This is a genomic window from Arthrobacter humicola (assembly GCF_022803015.1).
In the GTDB taxonomy this organism is placed as follows: Bacteria; Actinomycetota; Actinomycetes; order Actinomycetales; family Micrococcaceae; genus Arthrobacter; species Arthrobacter humicola_A.
Window position 1 is genome coordinate 50,110 of sequence record NZ_JAFKON010000007.1, and the last position, 20,383, is coordinate 70,492.

The 20,383-nt window shown below is 67.6% G+C and carries 16 protein-coding genes; 14 read left to right on the forward strand and 2 right to left on the reverse strand.

All coding sequences use genetic code 11. The features are described 5' to 3' along the window. Positions 1 to 127: 127 nt before the first annotated feature. Entirely contained in the window at positions 128 to 1,369 is a 1,242-nt protein-coding gene (locus ARTB_RS14345; RefSeq protein ID WP_243181184.1) for a cysteine desulfurase family protein, read from the forward strand. A 20-nt stretch (positions 1,370 to 1,389) separates the two neighbouring features. Here the strand turns inward: ARTB_RS14345 and ARTB_RS14350 are convergent, their stop codons facing one another. Continuing rightward, positions 1,390 to 2,628 carry an NAD(P)/FAD-dependent oxidoreductase gene (locus tag ARTB_RS14350; protein WP_243181185.1) on the reverse strand — a complete coding sequence of 413 codons (1,239 nt, stop codon included), beginning with the start codon at positions 2,626 to 2,628 and terminating at the stop codon, positions 1,390 to 1,392. Between the two features lie 256 nt (positions 2,629 to 2,884). Between ARTB_RS14350 and mnmA the strand changes: the two genes are divergently transcribed. The 7 genes from mnmA to ARTB_RS14385 all read left to right on the forward strand — a co-directional run bounded on the left by mnmA (position 2,885) and on the right by ARTB_RS14385 (position 11,548). Beyond that, positions 2,885 to 3,997, forward strand: a complete 1,113-nt coding sequence (gene mnmA / locus ARTB_RS14355; RefSeq protein WP_243181186.1) for a tRNA 2-thiouridine(34) synthase MnmA — start codon at positions 2,885 to 2,887, stop codon at positions 3,995 to 3,997. Positions 3,998 to 4,315: 318 nt separating this feature from the next. After that, complete coding sequence (locus ARTB_RS14360) at positions 4,316 to 5,944, forward strand: ABC transporter substrate-binding protein (protein ID WP_243181187.1); 1,629 nt, start codon at positions 4,316 to 4,318, stop codon at positions 5,942 to 5,944. Between the two features lie 134 nt (positions 5,945 to 6,078). Continuing rightward, positions 6,079 to 7,170 carry an ABC transporter permease gene (locus ARTB_RS14365; protein WP_028275995.1) on the forward strand — a complete coding sequence of 364 codons (1,092 nt, stop codon included), beginning with the start codon at positions 6,079 to 6,081 and terminating at the stop codon, positions 7,168 to 7,170. Positions 7,171 to 7,172: 2 nt separating this feature from the next. Next, the gene (locus ARTB_RS14370; RefSeq protein ID WP_028275996.1) at positions 7,173 to 8,192 is read left to right on the forward strand and encodes an ABC transporter permease; all 1,020 of its coding nucleotides are present in this window, start codon (positions 7,173 to 7,175) and stop codon (positions 8,190 to 8,192) included. Further along, positions 8,189 to 9,892 (forward strand): ABC transporter ATP-binding protein, encoded by a 1,704-nt coding sequence (locus tag ARTB_RS14375; protein WP_243181188.1) that lies wholly within the window; start codon positions 8,189 to 8,191, stop codon positions 9,890 to 9,892. Before ARTB_RS14370 ends, ARTB_RS14375 begins: the two co-directional genes overlap by 4 nt. A gap of 193 nt (positions 9,893 to 10,085) precedes the next feature. Next, positions 10,086 to 10,502 (forward strand): chorismate mutase, encoded by a 417-nt coding sequence (locus ARTB_RS14380; protein ID WP_230011813.1) that lies wholly within the window; start codon positions 10,086 to 10,088, stop codon positions 10,500 to 10,502. A 2-nt stretch (positions 10,503 to 10,504) separates the two neighbouring features. Then, entirely contained in the window at positions 10,505 to 11,548 is a 1,044-nt protein-coding gene (locus ARTB_RS14385; RefSeq protein WP_243181189.1) for a hypothetical protein, read from the forward strand. 76 nt (positions 11,549 to 11,624) lie between these two features. On the opposite strand, the gene ARTB_RS14390 is transcribed toward ARTB_RS14385, so the two are convergent. Beyond that, positions 11,625 to 12,347, reverse strand: a complete 723-nt coding sequence (locus ARTB_RS14390) for a DUF4166 domain-containing protein (RefSeq protein WP_243181190.1) — start codon at positions 12,345 to 12,347, stop codon at positions 11,625 to 11,627. 202 nt (positions 12,348 to 12,549) lie between these two features. Between ARTB_RS14390 and mtrA the strand changes: the two genes are divergently transcribed. The 6 genes from mtrA (at position 12,550) to ARTB_RS14420 (ending at position 20,315) form a co-directional block, all read left to right on the forward strand. After that, positions 12,550 to 13,224 (forward strand): MtrAB system response regulator MtrA, encoded by a 675-nt coding sequence (mtrA, locus tag ARTB_RS14395; protein WP_026538469.1) that lies wholly within the window; start codon positions 12,550 to 12,552, stop codon positions 13,222 to 13,224. 304 nt (positions 13,225 to 13,528) lie between these two features. After that, positions 13,529 to 15,322 carry an MtrAB system histidine kinase MtrB gene (gene mtrB, locus ARTB_RS14400; RefSeq protein ID WP_439954137.1) on the forward strand — a complete coding sequence of 598 codons (1,794 nt, stop codon included), beginning with the start codon at positions 13,529 to 13,531 and terminating at the stop codon, positions 15,320 to 15,322. Next, the gene (locus tag ARTB_RS14405; protein WP_243181192.1) at positions 15,319 to 17,037 is read left to right on the forward strand and encodes an LpqB family beta-propeller domain-containing protein; all 1,719 of its coding nucleotides are present in this window, start codon (positions 15,319 to 15,321) and stop codon (positions 17,035 to 17,037) included. The genes mtrB and ARTB_RS14405 overlap by 4 nt, the downstream gene beginning before the upstream one ends. Positions 17,038 to 17,216: 179 nt before the next feature. Further along, on the forward strand, positions 17,217 to 18,167 hold the full coding sequence (locus tag ARTB_RS14410; protein WP_243181193.1) for a ComF family protein: 951 nt from the start codon (positions 17,217 to 17,219) through the stop codon (positions 18,165 to 18,167). A 171-nt stretch (positions 18,168 to 18,338) separates the two neighbouring features. Further along, a complete protein-coding gene (gene hpf / locus ARTB_RS14415) occupies positions 18,339 to 19,064 on the forward strand; it encodes a ribosome hibernation-promoting factor, HPF/YfiA family (protein ID WP_028276003.1) in 726 nt (241 codons plus the stop codon). Positions 19,065 to 19,097: 33 nt separating this feature from the next. Further along, complete coding sequence (locus ARTB_RS14420; RefSeq protein WP_243181194.1) at positions 19,098 to 20,315, forward strand: winged helix-turn-helix domain-containing protein; 1,218 nt, start codon at positions 19,098 to 19,100, stop codon at positions 20,313 to 20,315. The last annotated feature ends 68 nt before the right edge of the window (positions 20,316 to 20,383 follow it).

The window sequence follows — 20,383 nt, forward strand, 5'->3', positions numbered from 1 at the left end:
GCCCGTCACCGGGCTCTTCACTGTGCCTCAGGCTGGTGCCTTCGCCCTGACACCGTGCCTTTGCCCTGACACTGTGCCTTCGCCCTGGCGCCGCGGCGGCCCGGGCGCGCGCAGGTAGAATTGGGCTGTGCCTGCCTACCTCGATCACGCCGCCACCACCACCCTCGCCCCGGAAGCGCTGGCCGCACTGACGCGCGAACTGGCCCGGACCGGCAACCCGTCCTCGCTGCATGGATCGGGCCGCCGTGCCCGGCGCTCCGTGGAGGACGCGCGGGAAGTGCTCGCTGCGGCCGCCGGCGCCCATCCCTCGGAGGTCATCTTCACCTCCGGCGGGACCGAGGCGGACAACCTGGCGGTCAAGGGCCTGTACTGGGCCCGCCGTGCCGAGGACCCGGCGCGGACCCGTATCCTCTGTTCCGCCGTCGAACACCACGCGGTGCTGGACACCGTCGAATGGCTCGAACGGCATGAAGGCGCCGAAGTGTGCTGGCTCCCCGTGGATGACGCGGGCGTCGTGGACCTGGCCGTGCTCGAAGCCGAGCTGTCCCGGGATCCGGGCTCGATCGCACTGGTGAGCCTCATGTGGGCCAACAACGAGGTCGGCACCATCCAGCCCGTCGCCCGGGTTGTGGAACTGGCACACGCCGCCGGCGTACCCGTCCACTCCGACGCCGTCCAGGCCTTCGGCTCCCTGCCCGTTGACTTCCGCGGGACGGGCCTGGACGCCATGTCCGTCTCCGGGCACAAGATCGGCGGACCGGTCGGCGTGGGCGCGCTGATCCTGGGCCGGGCGGTGAAGCTGACCCCGGTCCAGCATGGCGGCGGGCAGGAACGCGACGTCCGCTCCGGGACGCTGGACACCGCCTCGATCGCCGCGTTTGCCGCGGCCGCCGACGCCGTTGCCGCGGGACTCCCCAAGGAAGCCGCCAGGATCGCGGCCCTTCGCGACCGGCTGATCGAGGGGGTCCGTGCGGCCGTCCCCGAAGCCGTCCTGCGGGGCGCCCCGGGCCCCGGGCGGTTGCCCGGCAATGCGCATTTCACGTTCCCCGGCTGCGAAGGGGACTCGCTGCTGTTCCTGCTGGACCTCGCCGGCGTCGAATCCTCCACGGGCTCCGCCTGCACCGCAGGTGTTCCGAGGCCCTCCCATGTGCTGCTGGCGATGGGCCTGGACGAGGACACGGCGAGGGGGGCGCAGCGCTTTACGCTCGGGCATTCCTCAACCGACGCCGACGTCGATGCCCTCCTCGCGGCGTTGCCGGGCGCCTACGCCCGGGCCCGACAGGCCGGCATGGCCGGGCACGAGTCCAGCATCCAGACCGCCGGAACGGTCGCGCGCGAGGCCGCCCGTCAAGCCCCCGCAGGGAGCTAATCCAGGAGCTGATCCAGTAGCTAATCCAGGAGCTGATCCAGGGGTACCGAGGAGTCGGCAAGCAGGCCCGGGCTCACGGCGGTGCGGGCATTGATGAGCGCCTTGATCGCCTTCTGCGGCTTGGCGGCCCGGGGCCAGTTGACATTCATTCCGGCGATCACCTGGCCTTCTCGCTGCCAGAAGGCAATGAACTCCTTGTCCGCAAGCGAGCCGCGGATGACCGGCGGGCCGGCAACGAGCGTCGGGAAGCCCGAGTACTCCATGCTGACGTCGTACTGGTCCGTGTAGAAGTACGGGATGCTGTCCAGCGTGGCGTCGAGGCCGAGCATCGCCTTGGCTGCCACCTTGCCGCCATTCAGGGCATTGGACCAATGCTCGCTGCGGTGGTGTTCCCCGGTGAACGGGTGCAGGGCGTTGGCGACGTCGCCGGCGGCGAAGATCCCGGGCGCCGAGGTCCGCAGCGACGCGTCGGTGAGGATGCCGTTGCGGATCCCGAGCCCGGCCGCCTCGGCCAGACCGACCTCCGGCACAACGCCGACGGCGATGACCACGAGGTCGGCGGGCAGGACTTCGCCCGAGTCGGTGACCACCGCCGTCGCCCGTCCAAACCACCCCTGAATCTCGGCAGCGGACGCCGGAAGCCTGAACCGTACCCCGTGGGCCTCGTGCAGCCCGCGGAAGAAGCCGCCCAGGTCCGGGCCAATCGCCGCGCCCAGCGGCACGTCCTCCAGCCCCATCAGGGTGACGGTGTTTCCAAAGGTGCTGGCGGCAGCGGCCAGTTCCATCCCGATCCAGCCGGACCCGACCATGACCACGTGCAAACCGCCGCCGGCGAGGCGGGCGTGCAGACGCCGGCTGTCTTCGACCGTCCGGAACGTGCTGACGCCCTCGAGCCCGCTGCCGGGCAGCGGGATGGTCCTGGGCCGCGCTCCCGTGGCAAGCAGGAGTGAGCCGTACTCCAGCCGCCGCCCGTCATCCAGAACCACGGCGCGGGCAGCCGGGTCCAGCGCCGTGACCTGGACGCCGAGCCGGAGGTCGACGTCGTTCGCGTCGTACCAGTCCTCGGGCACCACCGGCAGGGCGTCGTCGCCGGCCTTGCCCAGCAGGTACTCCTTGGACAGCGGCGGGCGCAGGTACGGCTGGTGGGACTCGGCGGCCACCAGCACCACCGGACCGCTGAAACCCTCCGCCCGCAATGTTTTGGCGGCGGTGGCGCCGGCCAGCCCGCCGCCCACGATCACGATGTTCCCGACAGCCATGTCCGCTCGATTCCCGCGTCGGCGCGCTTCCGTTTTCTAAAACCGCTTGTCCTGACGCTAGAAGGGGGAGGCGGTCCCGTCAAGGCCTTTTGGGGAGGAATCGGCGTGGCGATAGAATGGCGGGGCAGGCATTGTGCTATTTCCAGGGACCAGCAGTAGCACTGCGGTTCAACCCAGCAGTGAAAGCCCGGCAGCACCGCAGCTGCGAACAGCAGCCCTGGAGCCTGTGACCCCCCGAACCCTAGAGAAAGCCAGTATGCGAGTTCTTGCAGCCATGAGTGGCGGCGTCGATTCCGCCGTTGCCGCCGCCCGCGCCGTCGAGGCGGGGCACGACGTCGTCGGCGTCCACCTCGCGCTGTCCCGGATGCCGGGCACCCTGCGAACCGGCAGCCGCGGCTGCTGCACGATCGAGGACTCCCGCGACGCCTGGCGTGCGTGCGACATCCTCGGGATCCCGTACTACGTCTGGGACTTTTCCGAACGGTTCAAGGAAGATGTCGTCCAGGACTTCATCGATGAGTACGCCGCAGGCCGCACCCCCAATCCCTGCATGCGCTGCAACGAGCGGATCAAGTTCGCCGCCCTGCTGGAGAAGGCCATCGCCCTGGGCTTCGATGCCGTGTGCACCGGCCACTACGCGAAGGTCATCACGGACGCGGACGGCAACCCCGAACTGCACCGCGCTGCGGACTGGGCCAAGGACCAGAGCTATGTGCTGGGGGTGCTGACCCACGAACAGCTCAAGCACTCGATGTTCCCGCTGGCCGAGACGCCGTCCAAGGCCGAGGTCCGCGCGGAGGCGGAGCGCCGCGGCCTCTCAGTGGCGAACAAGCCGGACAGCCACGACATCTGTTTCATTCCCGACGGCGACACCGCCGGCTGGCTCGCCGAGAAGATTGAAATGACCACGGGGGACATCGTGGACGAATCCGGCGCGAAGGTCGGCGAGCACCCGGGCGCCAACGCGTTCACCGTGGGCCAGCGCCGCGGGCTGAAGCTCGGCACCCCGGCCGCGGACGGCAAGCCGAGGTTCGTGCTGGAGATCCGGCCCAAGGAGAACAAGGTGGTGGTGGGACCGGAGGCCCTGCTCGCCATCGACGAAATCCGAGGCATCAAGGTCTCCTGGGCGGGGCTGCCCATCGCCGAGGTGGCGACCGGCGAAGAGTTTGACTGCTACGCCCAGGTCCGCGCCCACGGCGACCCCGTCCCTGCCCGCGCACACATGGCGGACAACGAGCTTGTGGTCACCCTCACCGAGCCCCTGCGCGGCGTGGCCCCCGGCCAGACGGTGGTGCTCTACCAGGGCAGCCGCGTGCTCGGCCAGGCCACGATCGATGCCGCGCGCTCGCTGCAGAGGGCCGCGCTCTAGCCGCCCGCCCCACCGACTCCAGCAAAGGGTCCCGCCAGTTGGCGGGGCCCTTCGTCGTCTGTACCCTCCGTCGTCGTCAGACTACCCGGCCGTCCACGGCGCCCGGATGCGCAGGACCCTGCCGAAGATCCGGGCGGAATCCTGCAGAAAATGAGAGAAACCTTCGAATCGTGTAAATTTTGTGTCTCAACTCACAAAATGCAACGTTTCACCGAATGATCGTCTGGTTGAATCTAGGAATCAGCAAAGCGTGCCGCCCGACGAGTCAGTCGTTTCACTTCGGGCTGCGCTAGAACGCATCGAACAGAAAGTTCACAGATGGCAATGAACAAAAAGGCCTGGCACAGCGTCATCGCGCTGGCCGGGGTTTCCGCCTTTGCACTGACGGCCTGCACAGGGCCGACCGGGGGCGCTGGCGGGTCATCAGCCGCAGCGAGCGGTCCGATCGCCTACGGCACCACGGACAAGGTCACTGCCTTGGATCCGGCGGGCGCGTATGACAACGGTTCGTTCATGGTGATGAACCAGATCTACTCCTTCCTCCTCAACTCGAAGCCCGGCAGCGCAGATCCCGTGCCGGACCTGGCCGAGTCCGCGTCCTTCACCTCGCCGAACGAGTACACGGTCAAGCTCAAGCCGGGCCTCAAGTGGGCCAACGGCCACACGCTCGACTCCAAGGACGTCAAGTTCTCCTTCGACCGGCAGACCAAGATCAACGATCCCGCCGGTCCCGCGAGCCTGCTGACCAACATCGAAAGCATCACCGCCCCCGATGCCAACACCGTGGTCTTCAAGCTGAAGCAGGCGAACGACCAGACCTTCGCTCAGATCCTCAGCAGCCCCGCCGCGCCGATCGTAGACGATGAAGTCTTCCCGGCCGACAAACTGCTTGACGACGACTCGATCGTCAAGGCCAAGGCGTTCTACGGCCAGTACGTGATCGACACGTACAAGAAGAACGAGCTGGTCAGCTTCAAGGCATTCCCTGACTACCAGGGGGTTCTCGGCAAGCCGGCCAACGACGCCGCCACGATCAAGTACTACGCCGACCCCACCAACATGAAGCTGGACATCCAGCAGGGCAACATCGACGTCGCGAACCGCAGCCTGAGCGCCACCGACGTCGATGACCTCAAGAAGGACTCCAAGGTCAAGGTCAACGTTGGCCCCGGCGGCGAAATCCGCTACATCACGTTCAACTTCGACACGATGCCGTTCGGTGCCAAGGCTGCCGACGCCGATCCGGCCAAGGCGCTCGCCGTCCGCCAGGCCATCGCGAACCTCGTTGACCGGCGGTCCATCGCGGACCAGGTCTACAAGGGCACCTACCTGCCGCTGTACTCCAACGTTCCCAACGGCTTCCTGGGCGCCAACGAATCGTTCAAGGACGCTTACGGCGACGCCGGCAAGCCGAGCCTGGACAAGGCCAAGAAGGTCCTGGCCGACGCCGGTGTGACGACCCCTGTCTCGATGAACCTTCAGTACAACCCGGACCACTACGGCAAGTCCTCCGGCGATGAGTACGCCATGATCAAGGACCAGCTGGAGAAGTCCGGTTTGTTCAAGGTCAACCTGCAGTCCACGGAATGGGTCACCTACAGCAAGGCCAGCCGCGCCGACGAATACCCGCTGTTCCAGTTTGGCTGGTTCCCCGACTTCAGTGACGCCGACAACTACCTGACCCCGTTCTTCCCGGAGGGCGGCTTCCTGAAGAACCACTACAACAACCCCACCGTCAACGACCTGATCAGCAAGCAGCTCACCACCGTCGATAAGACTGAACGCGAGTCCACGATCAAGGATGCGCAGAATGCCCTCGCCAAGGACATCTCCACGCTTCCGTTGCTCCAGGGCGCGCAGGTTGCCATTTCCGGCAGCGGTGTCAAGGGTGTCGATTCCACCCTCGATGCCTCCTTCAAGTTCCGTTTGGGAACTATTTCCAAGTAAGGCTGCAGCCCTGCTGTCCTGACCAGCCTGCGAGGCGGGGCGCCCTCGAGGCGCCCCGCCTTTGCTGGTCATTGCCGCATCCTGCAGTTCACGCCGGCCCGCCCAAGGCCGCGACAGCACAATCTTAGGTACCAATGACAACATTGACTGAGGCGCCGCTAAACGACGCCGACGGACTTCTTCCGTCCAAGAAAAAATCCTCGGGTGGGGGCTTGGGGACCTACATCCTGATCCGGTTCTTCCTGATCATTCCGACCATTTTCATTCTGGTGACTTTGGTCTTCTTCCTGATGCGGGTCATCGGCGACCCCATCACTGCAGCCCAGGGCGGCAGGCTTCCGCCGGAGGCGCTCGCGCAGCGCATCCACGACGCCGGCTACGACCGCCCGATCCTCGTGCAGTACCTCGAATACGTTGGCCAGGTGGCGACCGGCAACTTCGGCACCACCATCACGGACCGCCGCCCTGTGGTCGAAATGATCATCACGTTTGGCACGGCAACCCTGGAACTGGCCATCAATGCCCTTATCGTGGCGCTGTTGGTCGGCATCCCGCTCGGGCTGATCGCGGCCTACCGGCGCGACAAGGCCCCGGACGCATTCCTGCGGTTCTTCGCCATCCTCTGCTACGCGACCCCGGTGTTCTTCGCCGGCCTGCTGATGAAGCTGGCCTTCTCCGTCTGGCTGGGCTGGCTGCCCGTCGCAGGACGGGCCTCCACCAGGACCGAACTGGCCATGGGAAGCCTGGCCGCACCGACCGGGATCTACTGGCTCGATGCCTTGCGCAGCGGCAACATGGCCGCGTTCGGCGATGTCGCGGCCCATTCGGTTCTCCCCGCACTCACCCTCGGGCTGCTGACGGCAGGGGTCTTCCTGCGGCTGGTCCGCACCAACGTCATCGGCACGCTCGGCAAGGATTACGTCGAGGCCGGCAGGTCCCGTGGCGTCAGTAATTACCGGCTCGTGACCAAGCATGCCTACAAGCCTGCCCTCATCCCGATCATCACTGTCATGGGGCTCCAGATTGCCCTCCTGCTCGGCGGCGCCGTCCTCACGGAGTCCACCTTCGAGTGGAAGGGCCTCGGCTACCAGCTGGTGCAATACCTGAACGCCCGCGACTTCGTCGCCGTCCAGGGAATCGTCGTGATGCTGGCGGTCATCGTTGCCGTCACGAACTTCATCGTGGACGTCGTCGCAGCCCTGATCGACCCGCGAGTGAGGTACTAGCCATGAATGCAACCAAAGTAAGCGGGCGCAAGCAGCCCCTCATTTACCGGCTGCCGGTGATCTCGCATTTCCGCTCGAGCGTCGGGCTGCAACGCGGCATGCTCGTCACGGGCATGGTGCTGGCCGCCCTCTTCCTGCTCGTCGCCGTGTTTGCGCCGTGGATCGCGCCCTACGGGTTTGCCCAGCTCAGCGACGCCGCCGGTCCCTTCCCGACACAGCAGCCCCCCAGCCCGGCCCACATCTGGGGCACCACGGTTGGTGGCTATGACGTCTATTCCCGGGTGCTCTGGGGTGCCCAGACGGCCGCCGTGGTGATCATCGTGGCCGTCGCGATGTCGATCTTCCTCGGCGTAGCCCTCGGCCTCGTCAGCGGCTACTTCGGCGGCTGGCTGGACCGGGTGTTCGTGGTGATCGCCGATGCGATCTACGCTTTCCCGTCACTGCTCCTGGCCATCGTGATGTCAATCGTCATCAGCCACGGGCAGTCCAGTTTCTGGGGAGGCATTGTCGCCTGCTCCATCTCCATCTCGGTGGTGTTCGTCCCGCAGTACTTCCGGGTCATCCGTGCCGAAACCATCCGGCTGAAGGCGGAGCCGTACGTCGAATCAGCCAAGGTGGTGGGTGCCTCCAGCATCCGCATCATGGGCCGGCACATCTTCAAGAACGCAACCCGCACGCTGCCGCTGATTTTCACACTGAACGCGTCCGAGGCCATCCTGACCCTGGCGGGCCTCGGCTTCCTGGGGTTCGGCATCGAACCGACCTCCGCCGCCGAGTGGGGCTATGACCTGAACAAGGCCATTGCAGATGCCTCCTCGGGCATCTGGTGGACCGGTGTCTACCCCGGTACGGCGATCGTCCTGACCGTGCTTGGGCTGACCCTCGTCGGTGAGAGCATCAACGACCTCAACGATCCCCGCCTGCGGGGCCGCAAGAAGGCCGTGGCAGGCAAGGGCGGACCAGACTCCACCGCCGGCACCCAAGCCGCACCCGAAGCAGAAGCAGAAGTGAGACTTCCATGACCACCAACATCGACAAGCCCGGCGCAGGCGCAGGCCCGGTCCTTGACATCGACCGGCTCAAAGTCACCTTCGCCACCGACGCCGGGGATGTGTATGCCGTCAAGGACGTGAGCCTCCAGGTCAACCCCGGCGAAGTCGTCGCCATTGTTGGCGAGTCGGGATCCGGCAAGACCGTGACGGCCAAGACCATCCTGGGACTTCTGCCGGAGACTGCCATCAGCCAAGGCGCTGTCCTGATCAACGGCAACAACGTCATCAGCGTCAGCGAAGCCAAGCTGCGGGAGATCCGGGGCCGCGACGTGGCCATGGTGTTCCAGGAGCCATCCACCGCCCTCAACCCGGTCTTCACCGTGGGGTGGCAGATTGCCGAGGGCATCCGCGCACACGCCGGCAGCGGCGGCCGCAGCAAGGTCTCGGCCAAGGAGGCCAAGGTGCGGGCAATTGACGCCCTCCGCAAAGTTGGCATCCCGGACCCGGAAACGCGGGTCAACTACTATCCGCACCAGTTCTCGGGCGGCCAGAAACAGCGCGTCGTGATTGCCGCGGCGCTGGCCCTGAACCCTGGCCTCATCGTGGCCGACGAGCCCACGACCGCCCTGGATGTCACCGTGCAGGCCGAGATCCTTGAACTGCTGCGGGACTTGCGCGACAACTACGGGACCTCCATCGTGCTGATTACGCACAACATGGGCGTCGTCGCCGACCTCGCCGACCGCGTCGTGGTCATGTACCAGGGCGACGTCGTGGAGGAGGCATCCTCAAGGGTGCTGTTCGCCGAGCCCAGGGAGGACTACACCAAGAAGCTCCTCGCCGCCGTCCCGCACCTGGGCCGCAACTCCGCCTCGGAGGGCATGGTCGAACGCGCCCACCAGGGCGGCAAAGTGCTGGTCGAGGCAAAGAACCTGACCATCGAGTATCCGGGGCGGCTCGGCAGCCCGGCGTTCAAGGCCGTCGACGGCGTCAGCTTCACCGTGTCCGAAGGCGAAGTCTTCGGCCTCGTGGGGGAGTCCGGCTCCGGCAAAACCACCATCGGCCGGGCAATCGCCGGCCTGAACCGCACCACGGGCGGCAGCCTGAATGTGCTGGGCTACGAGATGCTGAACTTCAAGGAGCGCACCTTCAAGCCGCTCCGCAAGGAGATCGGCTTCGTGTTCCAGGACCCGGCGGCCTCGTTCAACCCGCAGCTGACCATCGGCGACTGCGTGGCGGAACCGCTGATCATCCACTCCAACCCGACCGCGGCCGAGGCACGCAAGAAGGTCGGCGAACTGCTCGAGTCCGTGCAGCTGCCGGCGTCGTACGCTGACCGGTTCCCGCACGAACTCTCCGGCGGGCAGCGCCAGCGCGCCTCGCTGGCGCGGGCGCTCATCCTGAACCCGAAGCTGCTCATCGCCGACGAGCCGACCTCGGCCCTGGACGTGTCCGTGCAGGCCGTTGTGCTGGAGCTGTTCAAGGAGATCCAGCAGGAGTTCGGCTTCGCGTGCCTGTTCATCAGCCACGACCTCGCCGTGGTGGACATGCTCGCCCACTGGGTCGGCGTGCTCTACAAGGGCAAGATGGTGGAGCAGGGCCTCGGCAACCAGGTGATGGGCAACCCGCAGCACGACTACACGAAGAAACTCATCGCCTCCCTGCCTGTTCCCGACCCCGACGAACAGGCCAGGCGCCGCGAGGCGTTCAAGGCCGTGCTCCACAGCTAACCGCCGGAACGGGCACCTGCCCGATGCGGCGCGGCCCGATCCTGCGCCGGCCTGGGCTCCGGCAGGGCCACAGCCAATGGGCATGCCCACCGTTCACCACGAACGGTGTGCATGCCCATTGGTGTCTCCGCGGGTGCCTGCAACGGTGCTTAACAGCGGAAGGCATTGGCCGCCGAACCCCTAGACTGGGTCAATGACCGAGCAGAACCCCACTCTTCCCGAAACCGATTCCTACGACCCGGCGGCAAGCTCCCTGGCCGGTTCCGTGGATCCCGCGGTCATGGCGGAGTTGCTGTCAATCCGCTCCAGCATCGACAACATCGATGCCACCTTGGTCTTCCTCCTCGCCGAACGCTTCAAAGCCACCCAGAAGGTCGGCTTCCTCAAGGCCGCGCACCAACTTCCCGCCGGGGACCCGGGCCGCGAAACGGCGCAGATCGCCCGGCTGCGGCACCTCGCCGCCGAAGCCCACTTGGACCCGGCCTTCGCGGAGAAATTCCTGAACTTCATCATCGGCGAGGTCATCCGCCACCACGAGGCCATCGCCGAGGACCACCAGGCCGCCCAGGCCTCCGGCTCCGCGGACGCCGCCCGCGCCGCAGACGCCTAGCCATGGCAGCACCAGACGCGCCCGCACCGGGCCAGGTGACCGCGACCGCCCTTGGCCCCTGGCCGGGCGAGGACCCGGCCGAGGCCGCCCGGATCATCCGCGGTGAACTGGGCAGCCCGCACCTGCCGTTCCTCGCCGAGCTTCCCGATCGCGGCGTCGGCTCCGATTCCCTGGGCCGGACCGCCTCTTTGCTCGTGGAACTAGCTGTCGACGTCCAGCCGCATGGATGGCGGTTCGTGGACCGGCCCGGCAAGGACCTGCAGCGGGCCAAGTCGGCCCTGTCCACCGACATCAACATCCTGGCGGACGTGATCGGCGTCGAGGAAGTACCGTCGGACGATATCAAGATCCAGCTGCGCGGGCCGCTCAGCCTTGCCGCCGGGCTGCACCTGCACAACGGCGAGCGGGCCCTGATCGACTACGGTGCCCGCCGGGACATCGCGGATTCGCTCGCAGCGGGCGTGGAAGGCTACCTCAAGCGGGTGGCGGCGGCTGCCCCCGGTGCCCGGATCGTCGTCCAGATTGATGAACCTGAAATTGCGTCGGTGCTGGCCGGCACCATTCCCACCGCCAGCGGTTACCGGACCCTGCGTTCGGTGCCGGGCCGGGAAGTGACCGAGTCCTGGCAATTGGTGATCGACGCGCTCCGGGCCGCGGGCGCCGTCGAGACCGTTGTGGCCGTCTCCGAGGTCGAGGCGCCGTTCGAGCGGATCCTGGCGGCAGGCGCGGATGGAATCGCCGTGCCGCTTCGGGCCCTGACCTCGCGCCAGTGGGAACAACTCGCCGGCGCGGTGGAGGCCGGCAAGCGGCTCTGGGCCGGCGCGCTGGACGTGGCTGATCCTGCCGCGTCGCTGCCAAGGGTCCGCGACGTCGTGGAAAACGTCTGGCGCCCATGGCGGCAGCTGGGTCTGCCCGCGTCCACGCTGGGGGCGCTCCGGGTCACGCCGTCGGAGGGCCTGGCGCGGCACTCACCCGCGACTGCGGCGGCGGTCCTGACCCGGCTGACCCAGGTGGCGGACGGGCTCAACCAGCTCGCCCTCGGCTAGCGCGGCACCTTCGGCCGCCGGCGGCCGGGGCGCAACCGGGCCCGCGGTGCCCCCGCTGTGCCCCTGCGGGCCCCGGTCAGACCCTGCTTTCCCAGGCGTCCGGTCGGGCGTGCCCTGGCAGGTAGCCCGGCGCCGCAATACCGCCGGGGTAGGGCTCGAGCCGGTAGTCGAAATGGCCGGCGTAGACCAGCACCAGACCAAGCTGGGGCTGGATCACCTTGACCTGGATCCGGTGCCTGCCGCCGTGCTGCGGCTCCCACCACTGCTCGGCGTAGGCCTTGGCGTCGAGGGCCGCCGGCAGCGGAACCCGGAGCGGTCCCAGGAACAGCCGCGACGCCTCGGACACGCCGCGCAGCCGGCCCTCCGGCGTGACGCTGAGATTGAGGTCGGTGACGAGCCGCCGGTGCCGGCCCACGTAATCCACGAGCCCGGGCCCACGCCCGCCGTTATCAGGCCCGCCGTCATCAAAGCTGGTCGTGTCCTGGAACAGCCGGGTGGTGCCCGGGAAGAAGATTTCCCGGCGGGCCGTCAGGCTGGACCTGCCGAACGGGTCCAGGTGGGCGTGGTTCTCGATCCGGAAGCGGACGCCCTCGCCGTACTCGGGGAAGAAGGCCTGCTCGCCGGTGGTGAGCCGCAGCAGGGGACGCAGCCAGGCCTGCCGGCAGCCGACGACGTCGAACACCCCCTCGCCGACGCCGTAGTGGCCGGATCCCGGTGCCAAAGCAAAGTATTCTTGAAGCTCCGGCTGCAGTCGGGCAAAGTCGCTGCCCAGGGCTCGCTGGTAGATCGGGGTGTTCACGGGTTCCTCCTGCGGTCCGGGCCGGTTCACTGGGCCTGTCCACAGCATGCAGGACAACGCGGCAATTGTCACAGCGTCCCATGCATCGGCGCGGTTCCGGGCCGGTTCCGGGCCGGTTCCGGCGGCGGTGGCAGGCCCGGTTCCACCATGCCGGTGGGCCGCCCGATACGACAAAGCCAATTCAATGGGGGAATATATAACTATGAAGGCACGCATTCTGGTAGTGGATGATGACGAGGCTCTGGCCGAGATGATCGGTATTGTGCTGCGCAATGACGGCTTCGAACCCGTCTTCTGCGCGGACGGCGCACAGGCGCTGGACGTGTTCCGCTCCTCCAAGCCCGACCTCGTCCTGCTCGACCTCATGCTTCCGGGGATGGACGGCATTGAGGTCTGCCGCCAGGTCCGTGCCGAGTCCGACGTCCCGATCGTGATGCTCACGGCCAAGGCGGATACTTCGGATGTGGTCCGCGGCCTCGAGTCCGGTGCCGATGACTATGTGCCCAAGCCGTTCAAACCCGCCGAGCTCGTCGCCCGGGTCCGGGCCAGGCTCCGCCCGGGTGACCAAAAGGCACCGGAAACCCTGCGGATCGCCGATGTCACGATCGACGTGGCCGGCCACCTGGTCAGCCGCGGCAACGACCGGATCTCCTTGACGCCGCTGGAATTCGACCTCCTCGTCGCCCTGGCCCGCAAGCCGTGGCAGGTGTTCACGCGCGAACTGCTCCTGGAGCAGGTCTGGGGCTACCGGCACGCCGCCGACACCCGGCTGGTCAATGTCCATGTCCAGCGGTTGAGGTCCAAGATCGAACGCGACCCGGAAGCCCCCGAAGTTGTATTGACGGTCCGTGGTGTCGGCTATAAAGCAGGTTCCTGAGCCTGCGGACCGCAGTGTCCGGCAGTCCATAGCAACGGATACCGCGGCACCGGCCGAGTCAGCCGCACCATCGGCCGAGTCAGCCGCGTCGCCGGCTGAGTCGTCCGTGGCGTCATCGGCCGAGTTATCCGCGTCGCCGGCCGAGTCATCTGCGGCGTCATCGCCAGAGACGTCCGTGCCCCGCGCGCCCGAAACGCCCCGCGGCGGGCCGGGCCCGTGGCGGCGTCTGGCCTTCCGGACCCGCTTGTGGGCCAAACGCGCGAGGATCGTTGGCGTCCGGGTCGCGCGGCTGGTCCGCACGGGGATGCAGCGCCTGTGGCCCGGCATCCTGTACCTGCTCCGGGCTGTACAGCGGAAGTGGCGGCGTTCGCTGCAGTTCCGGACGGTCCTGACCACGCTGATGCTTGCCATGGGCTCGTTCGCGGTGGTGGGCGCCTACCTGTCCAACCAGATCGCCAACAACCTGTTCCAGGAGCGGCTCGCCCAGGCCGAATCGGAGACGCGGTACAACGTCAAGCAGGTCCAGGACACGTTCGACGGTGCCCAGGTCACCGACCAGTCGAGCGTCATCACCCTGGTCTATGACACCCTGAACGCGGTCGAAGGCCGCGGATCCGTGATCCAGCGGCGCTACGTCTTCGAGGCCATGCCGGAGCAGACCAAGCCCCGCAACCGTTGGGTTGAATCCCGGGCCTCGGACCAACTCACCATCGGCGTCATCCCCCCGGACCTGCGCAAGGCTGTGCAGGAGTCGGGCAAGGACCAGTACTGGGCGTCCACCCAGTTCCCGGTAGGGACCGAAGACCGGCCCGGCATCGCCGTCGGCAACAAGGTGACCTTCAACGGCACCGTCTATGAGCTCTACCTCATCTACGACCTCAACACGGCGCAGAAGACCCTCGACGAGATCCAGAATGTCCTGCTGGCCGGCGGCGCGCTGCTGGTGCTCATGATCGGCGGCGTCGCCTGGTATGTGACCCGCAACGTGGTCAGCCCGGTCAGCCATGCCGCCGTCGTCTCCGAGAAGCTCGCCGCCGGCCAGCTGCAGGAGCGCATGGTGGTCAAAGGCGAGGACGAGGTTGCCCGCCTGGGCGCCTCGTTCAACCACATGGCCGCAAGCCTCCAGGAACAAATCACCCAGCTGGCCACGCTGTCCCAGATGCAGCAGCGGTTCGTCTCCGATGTCTCCCACGAGCTCCGCACCCCGCTCACCACGGTGCGCATGGCCGCCGAAGTCCTTTATGACGCCCGCGAGGACTTCGACCCCATCAACAAGCGCTCCGCGGAGCTGCTCTACAACCAGGTGGAACGCTTCCAGTCGCTCCTGGCGGACCTGCTGGAAATCTCCCGCTTTGACGCCGGTGCCGCCACCCTGGACGCCGAGCCCACCGACATCGTCCAGCTTGTCGCGCATGTCATCGAGGGGGTGGCGCCCGTCGCGGCCGAATACGGGTCCGCCGTCACCCTCAACGCCCCGGCCGGCAGCGTCATTGTCGACATGGACGACCGCAGGATCGACCGGATCCTGCGCAACCTGATCCTGAACGCCCTCGAACACGGCGAGGGCCGACCGGTCAACGTTTCCGTGGCCGCCAGCGGCACCGCCGTGGCCGTGGCCGTACGGGATCACGGAATCGGTATGACCCCGGCTGAGGCGGCGCGCGTCTTCGACCGCTTCTGGCGCGCCGATCCGGCCCGGGCCCGCACCACGGGCGGCAGCGGGCTGGGACTGTCCATTGCCGCCGAGGACACCAAGCTCCACGACGGCTGGCTGCAGGCCTGGGGGAGCAAGGGACAAGGGTCGAACTTCCGCCTGACCCTTCCCCTGCGCCGCGACGAGCCGATCACCAGGTCCCCGCTCCAGCTCGAACCGGTCAACGTCGGGCTCCCCGAGGCAGGCCGCCAGCGCACCGTGGTGTTGCTGGACCCGCTCCGGACCGCGGGCCGCGGGACCGGTGTTGAGGGTTCCGCAGACGGATTCTCAGACGGCTTCGATGACGACTTTTCTGACGACGGCGGCAGCGGTGCCGCCGGCGGGGCTATCCCGGACGGCGGCTCGGCCGGCCCCCGGGGGACCGGGACGGAGGGCAGGGCATGAGTGGGGTTTCGGGCCGGTTTACCCGCGTGGGGGCCGCGCTGCTGGCGCTCATCCTGCTTCTGTTGACCTCGTGCGCCCAGATTCCGCGCTCGGGGCCGGTAGGCAAGAGCACGGACGAGAGTGCGGGAAACCCCAACGCCCCGGTCTTCTTTCCGGCCGCGCCGCGTCCCGGCGCCGGACCCGAAGCGGTGATCGAAGACTTCTACCTCGCCGGCAGCGGCTACGAGGACGACTACGCCGTGGCCCGGCAGTACCTCACCCAGGGTTCGTCGGTGACGTGGAAGCCGGACCAGCGGGCGCTCGTGTTCCGCAAGGCCACGGTGGTGGCCACCGGCGTCGAAAATGTCTTCAACTACCAGCTCGACCTCGCCTATTCGGTGGACGCCGACGGCGTGGCCACGCAGCTTCCCGAGGGCACCACCGAAAACATACCCGTCACCGTGACCCAGGTGGACGGCGAGTGGCGAATCTCCGATCTTCCGGACGGCACGGCCATTCCGGAAGAAACGTTCAAGGTCATTTACGGCGCGTTCCCGATCTACTTCTACGACCCCACGTTCACCTACGCGGTGCCCGACGTCCGGTGGTTCATCCGCAAGAAGACCGTCAAAGCCATGACGAGCGCGCTCCTGGGCGGACCCGCCCCCTACCTCAAGGGCGCCGTCGTCAGCGCGTTCCCTTCAGGCATCAAGCTGGCCCGCGAATCAGTGCCCGTGGTATCCGGCGCCGCGCAGGTGGATCTCACCGCCAAGGACCTGGTCGAGGCCTCCAACGAGGACCGGCTGCGGATGCAGACGCAGCTTGCCCTGACGTTCCGCAGCCAGCCGGATGTGATCAACGTTGAGCTCCGGGCCAATCAGGACCTGGTGCGCGTCGAGGACAACGGCACGGTCCTGCCTCCGGTCCAGGACGAAAGCGTCCCCGCCTACCAGATCGCCGTCAGCAACAATGACCTGGTCCGGTACGAAAACAACAGGATTTCACCGCTCCCGGACGTCCGGTCCGTCGCAGCCCTCTCACCCCGGGCGCCTGCGGAGTCCACCGAGTCGCAGGCCGCCGCGTTCCTCAACGCCGCCCGCACCACGCTGTACTCGATCGTTCCGGGCCAGCCCGCCCGGGCGCTGACCACGCGGGCCGCGCTGTCCCGGCCTTCGTTCGGCCGCTATGACTGGGTCTGGACCGCCGGGCCGGGTGCCGGCGGCGCCACCGAGGTGGTGGCCTACCGGCCGGTCGGTGTGGCGGAGACCGCCAGCGTACCCACCGTGACCCTGTCGCCGGGATGGCTCTCGGGCCGGACGGTGAAGGAGTTCCGGATTTCCCGGGACGGCACGCGGGCCCTCGTCATTTCGCAGCAGAACGGCAAGAGCAAGGTCCAGATCACCGGGATCATCCGGAACGCGGACGGCACCCCGAGGGACCTGACCGTGCCCCTGACCCTCCTGACTCCCCAGGATCCGGACCAAGGGGTCTGGGTGGATGACACCACCGTCGCGGTCATGAAGGCCTCCGCCAGCGATGCCGTCACCCCCGAGCTGTTGTCGCTGACCTCGGCGCAGCCGCAGCAGCTGGCGCCGTGGCCCGGGCTGACGGCCCTCAGCGCAGGCAACGGACCGGCCGAGATCTACGGCCAATCCGCCGAAGGGATCTTCCAGCGGCTGGGCAACGGCTGGTCACCGCAGCTCAAGGGCCCCATCGACCCCTCGTTCCCCGGCTGACCGGCGCTCCCTCGGACGACGGCTGACCGGCGCCCCCTCGTTCCCGGGCTGACCGGCGCCCCCTCGGACGACGGCGGTGCCGCCGTCACCCGGGTCCGGTGAAGGTTCCGGCCATGGTGTTGTCCACATAGCGGCACGCCGGGTTACTACCGGGGGCGCACCCGGTCCAGGATCGGAGGATGGGCAGCCACACCACCCCGGTCCCGGCAGCGGACCCTGACCTTGCCCCGGCCACGGCCAGGGCGGCGAGACACCGCGGGAGCTACGCGCGGCCGCTGGCGAGGCTGGGCGACCGGACAGCCGAAGCGGCGGCTGAGGTGCTCGCCCTGGCCATTCCAGTGGACTGCGTCTGCTGCGGGGCGGAGGACTCGGCACTCTGCGGCGCGTGCTCCCGTAAGCTGCGCCTGTTGACGCTCAGGCCGTTCCGGGCAGAGGCCCAGGCTCCGGCCCTGATTGACATGGACGGCTCCGTGCTGCTGCCCGTGGTGGCGGCTGGCGCATACCGGGCCGAGCTGGCGCAGTGCCTGCTGTCCTTCAAAAGCCATGGGCAGGCCCGGCTGGGCGCCGAACTGGCCCGGGGCCTGGCGCGCGCCCTCCACGCCGCGTCCGGGCCCGGGCAGGGACTCGTCCTCGTCCCCGTACCCACGAACGCCGCCGCTTACCGCAGGCGGGGCTTCAGCCCCGTCCATGTCCTGCTCCGTCGGCTCGTCCGCGGCGATGAAATCCCAGGGCTCACCGTCGCGGACGCGCTGCGGAAATCCGTGCCGCCCGCGCGGAACACGAAACCCCCGGCTTTGCCCCTGTGGGGCCGGTTGCGGGACGGCCCCACAGGGGCCGGCTCCCTGTCCGGCGGACAGAAGGGACTGGGCCGGGGTGAGCGCGCCCGGCGCGTGCGCGGATCCATGCGGGCCAGGTCCGGTCCGTGGCCTGCGCGGGTCGAAGGACGTGCCTGCATCATCGTCGATGACGTGCTGACCACCGGCGCCACCCTGGCGGAGGCGGCCCGTGCGCTCCGGGCCGCGGGGGCCATTGTCAGCGGCGCCGTTGTGCTGGCCGCGACACGCCCGCCGGCCGCCACCGATGTCCGCGCCGCCACCCCCGCGGCGGCGCGGATGATCGGTGGGAGCTAAAAAAATAAACCGTAAAAGGATGAATAACAGGTGTCTATGAACTAACGTCGAACATGGGTACCAAGAACAGATGTACCTGTCGATAGCGGCTCGGAAAGGGGCTCGACTGTCAGTCAGATCGGCCCCCGGGAAGTACCGCCGTCGTGTCACCGAAGTCATTTGGAGGGCACCATGGAGTTCATGATCAGCGGACGCAACTTGACGGTCTCAGACCGGTTCCGCGAATATGCCGACGACAAGATCTCAAAGATCGCGTCGTTGGGAGACAAGGTCCAGAGGGTAGACGCGAAGGTCACCAAAGAGACCAAAGCCCGCCAGACCGCCGAATCGCTCACGGTTGAGTTGACAGTCCTGGGACGCGGCCCAGTAATCCGCGCTGAAGCGAGTGCCGCCGACAAGTTCGCCGCGTTCGATCTCGCTTACAACAAGCTTCTTGAACGCCTGCGCAGGGCCAGGGACCGCAGAAAGGTCCACCACGGCCGGCATACCCCGAAGTCCGTCACCGAGGCGACGGCAGCCCTGGAGCCGGCCAGCCCCAGCGAACCCCTCTATGTGGAGGCGGCGCAGCAGCAGGAGACCCAGGCGACGGCGGCAGAGAAGTCGCCGTATGAGGTCGAGAACGACATTCCGGCCGGCGACTCGCCTGTACTGATCCGCCGGAAGGTGTTCGCCGCGTCCCAGCTCACCCTCGATGACGCCGTCGACAACATGGAACTTGTGGGTCACGACTTCTATCTTTTCGTGGACAAGGAGACCAAGGCGCCGTCGGTCGTCTACCGCCGTGACGGCTGGACCTACGGGGTCATCTCCCTGGACCAGACGTGCGAGCCCGGACATTCGAGTCTGGAAGACAAAATCCTGGCCTACCGTTCAGAGGATGAGCCCGCCAGCGCATAAGCTGGTGCAGACTTTTCCGACGAAGGGACTAACGTGCAAGCATCGCTGAGCCTGGCACAGGCACGGCGGATCGCGTTGGCAGCCCAGGGACTGGAGAAGGAACGGCCCACCGGACCCGTGAGTGCACGGGCGGTGGGCCGTACCTTTGCCCGGCTGCACCTGGTTCAGATCGACTCCGTCAATGTGGTGTCCCGCAGCCACTTCCTGCCCTTCTTCTCCCGGCTCGGCAACTACGACCGCACTATCCTGGCGCGCATGGCGGGGACCCACCCGCGCCGGATGATGGAGTACTGGGCCCACGAAGCCTGCTTCATCCGCCCGGACCACTTCCACGATCTCGTGCAGTGGCAGAGCCGCAAATGGGTGGGCGCGCACGCGATGGACCCCGAACTGCGCAACGGGGTGGCGGCCAAAGTCCTGGACACCCTGGCCGTCGGGAAGCCGCTGACCGCCGCCGAACTGACAGCCCGGCTCGGGCACGTGGAAGACCAGCAGCGGGACAACTGGGGCTGGAACTGGAACGCCGTCAAAAGGGTGCTGGAACATCTCTTCGAAGAGGGACTTGTGTCCGCATCCTCGCGGACCGACTCCTTCGAACGGCGCTACGCCCTCACCGCCCGGGTGCTCCCCGGACCGGGCAAGGAGGCGGCGGCACCCGAACCGGATGCGGCCGCGGCCATGGACCGGCTGATCGACGCCGCGGCACAGGCCCACGGTATCGGGACTGTGCGATGCTTCGCCGACTATTTCCGGACACCGCAGAAGGACGCCGCCGTCGCCGTCCGGAACCTCGTGGACAGCGGCCGGCTGCAGCCGGTCACGGTATCCGGCTGGGACCGGCCCCTGTACCGCCACGTGGAGGCGAAACTGCCGCGCTCGGCCACCGGACGGGCGCTCCTGAGCCCCTTCGACTCCCTCGTGTTCGAACGCCGGAGGCTCGAGGAGCTCTTCGGGTTCCACTACCGGATCGAGATCTACACTCCCGAGCCGAAGCGGAAGTACGGCTACTACGTCCTGCCGTTCCTGCTCCGCGACGCGATCGTCGCACGGGTCGACCTCAAAGCGGACCGGGCCGGCGGGCGGCTCCTGGCCAGGGCCGCCCATGCCGAACCCGGCGCGCCGGAGGACACCGCCGTCGAACTCGCCGCGGAACTGCAGCTCATGGCAGAGTGGCTGGGACTGGACGACGTAGTTGTCTCGCCAATGGGGAACCTTGCACCGGCGCTCGCCGAAGCCGTGGCTGCCCGGTAAACCGCACTATCCGCTGTGAGGGAACAGGCGCCACCGGCCTTGCGTCTCTCCCGTAGACTAAACACGCC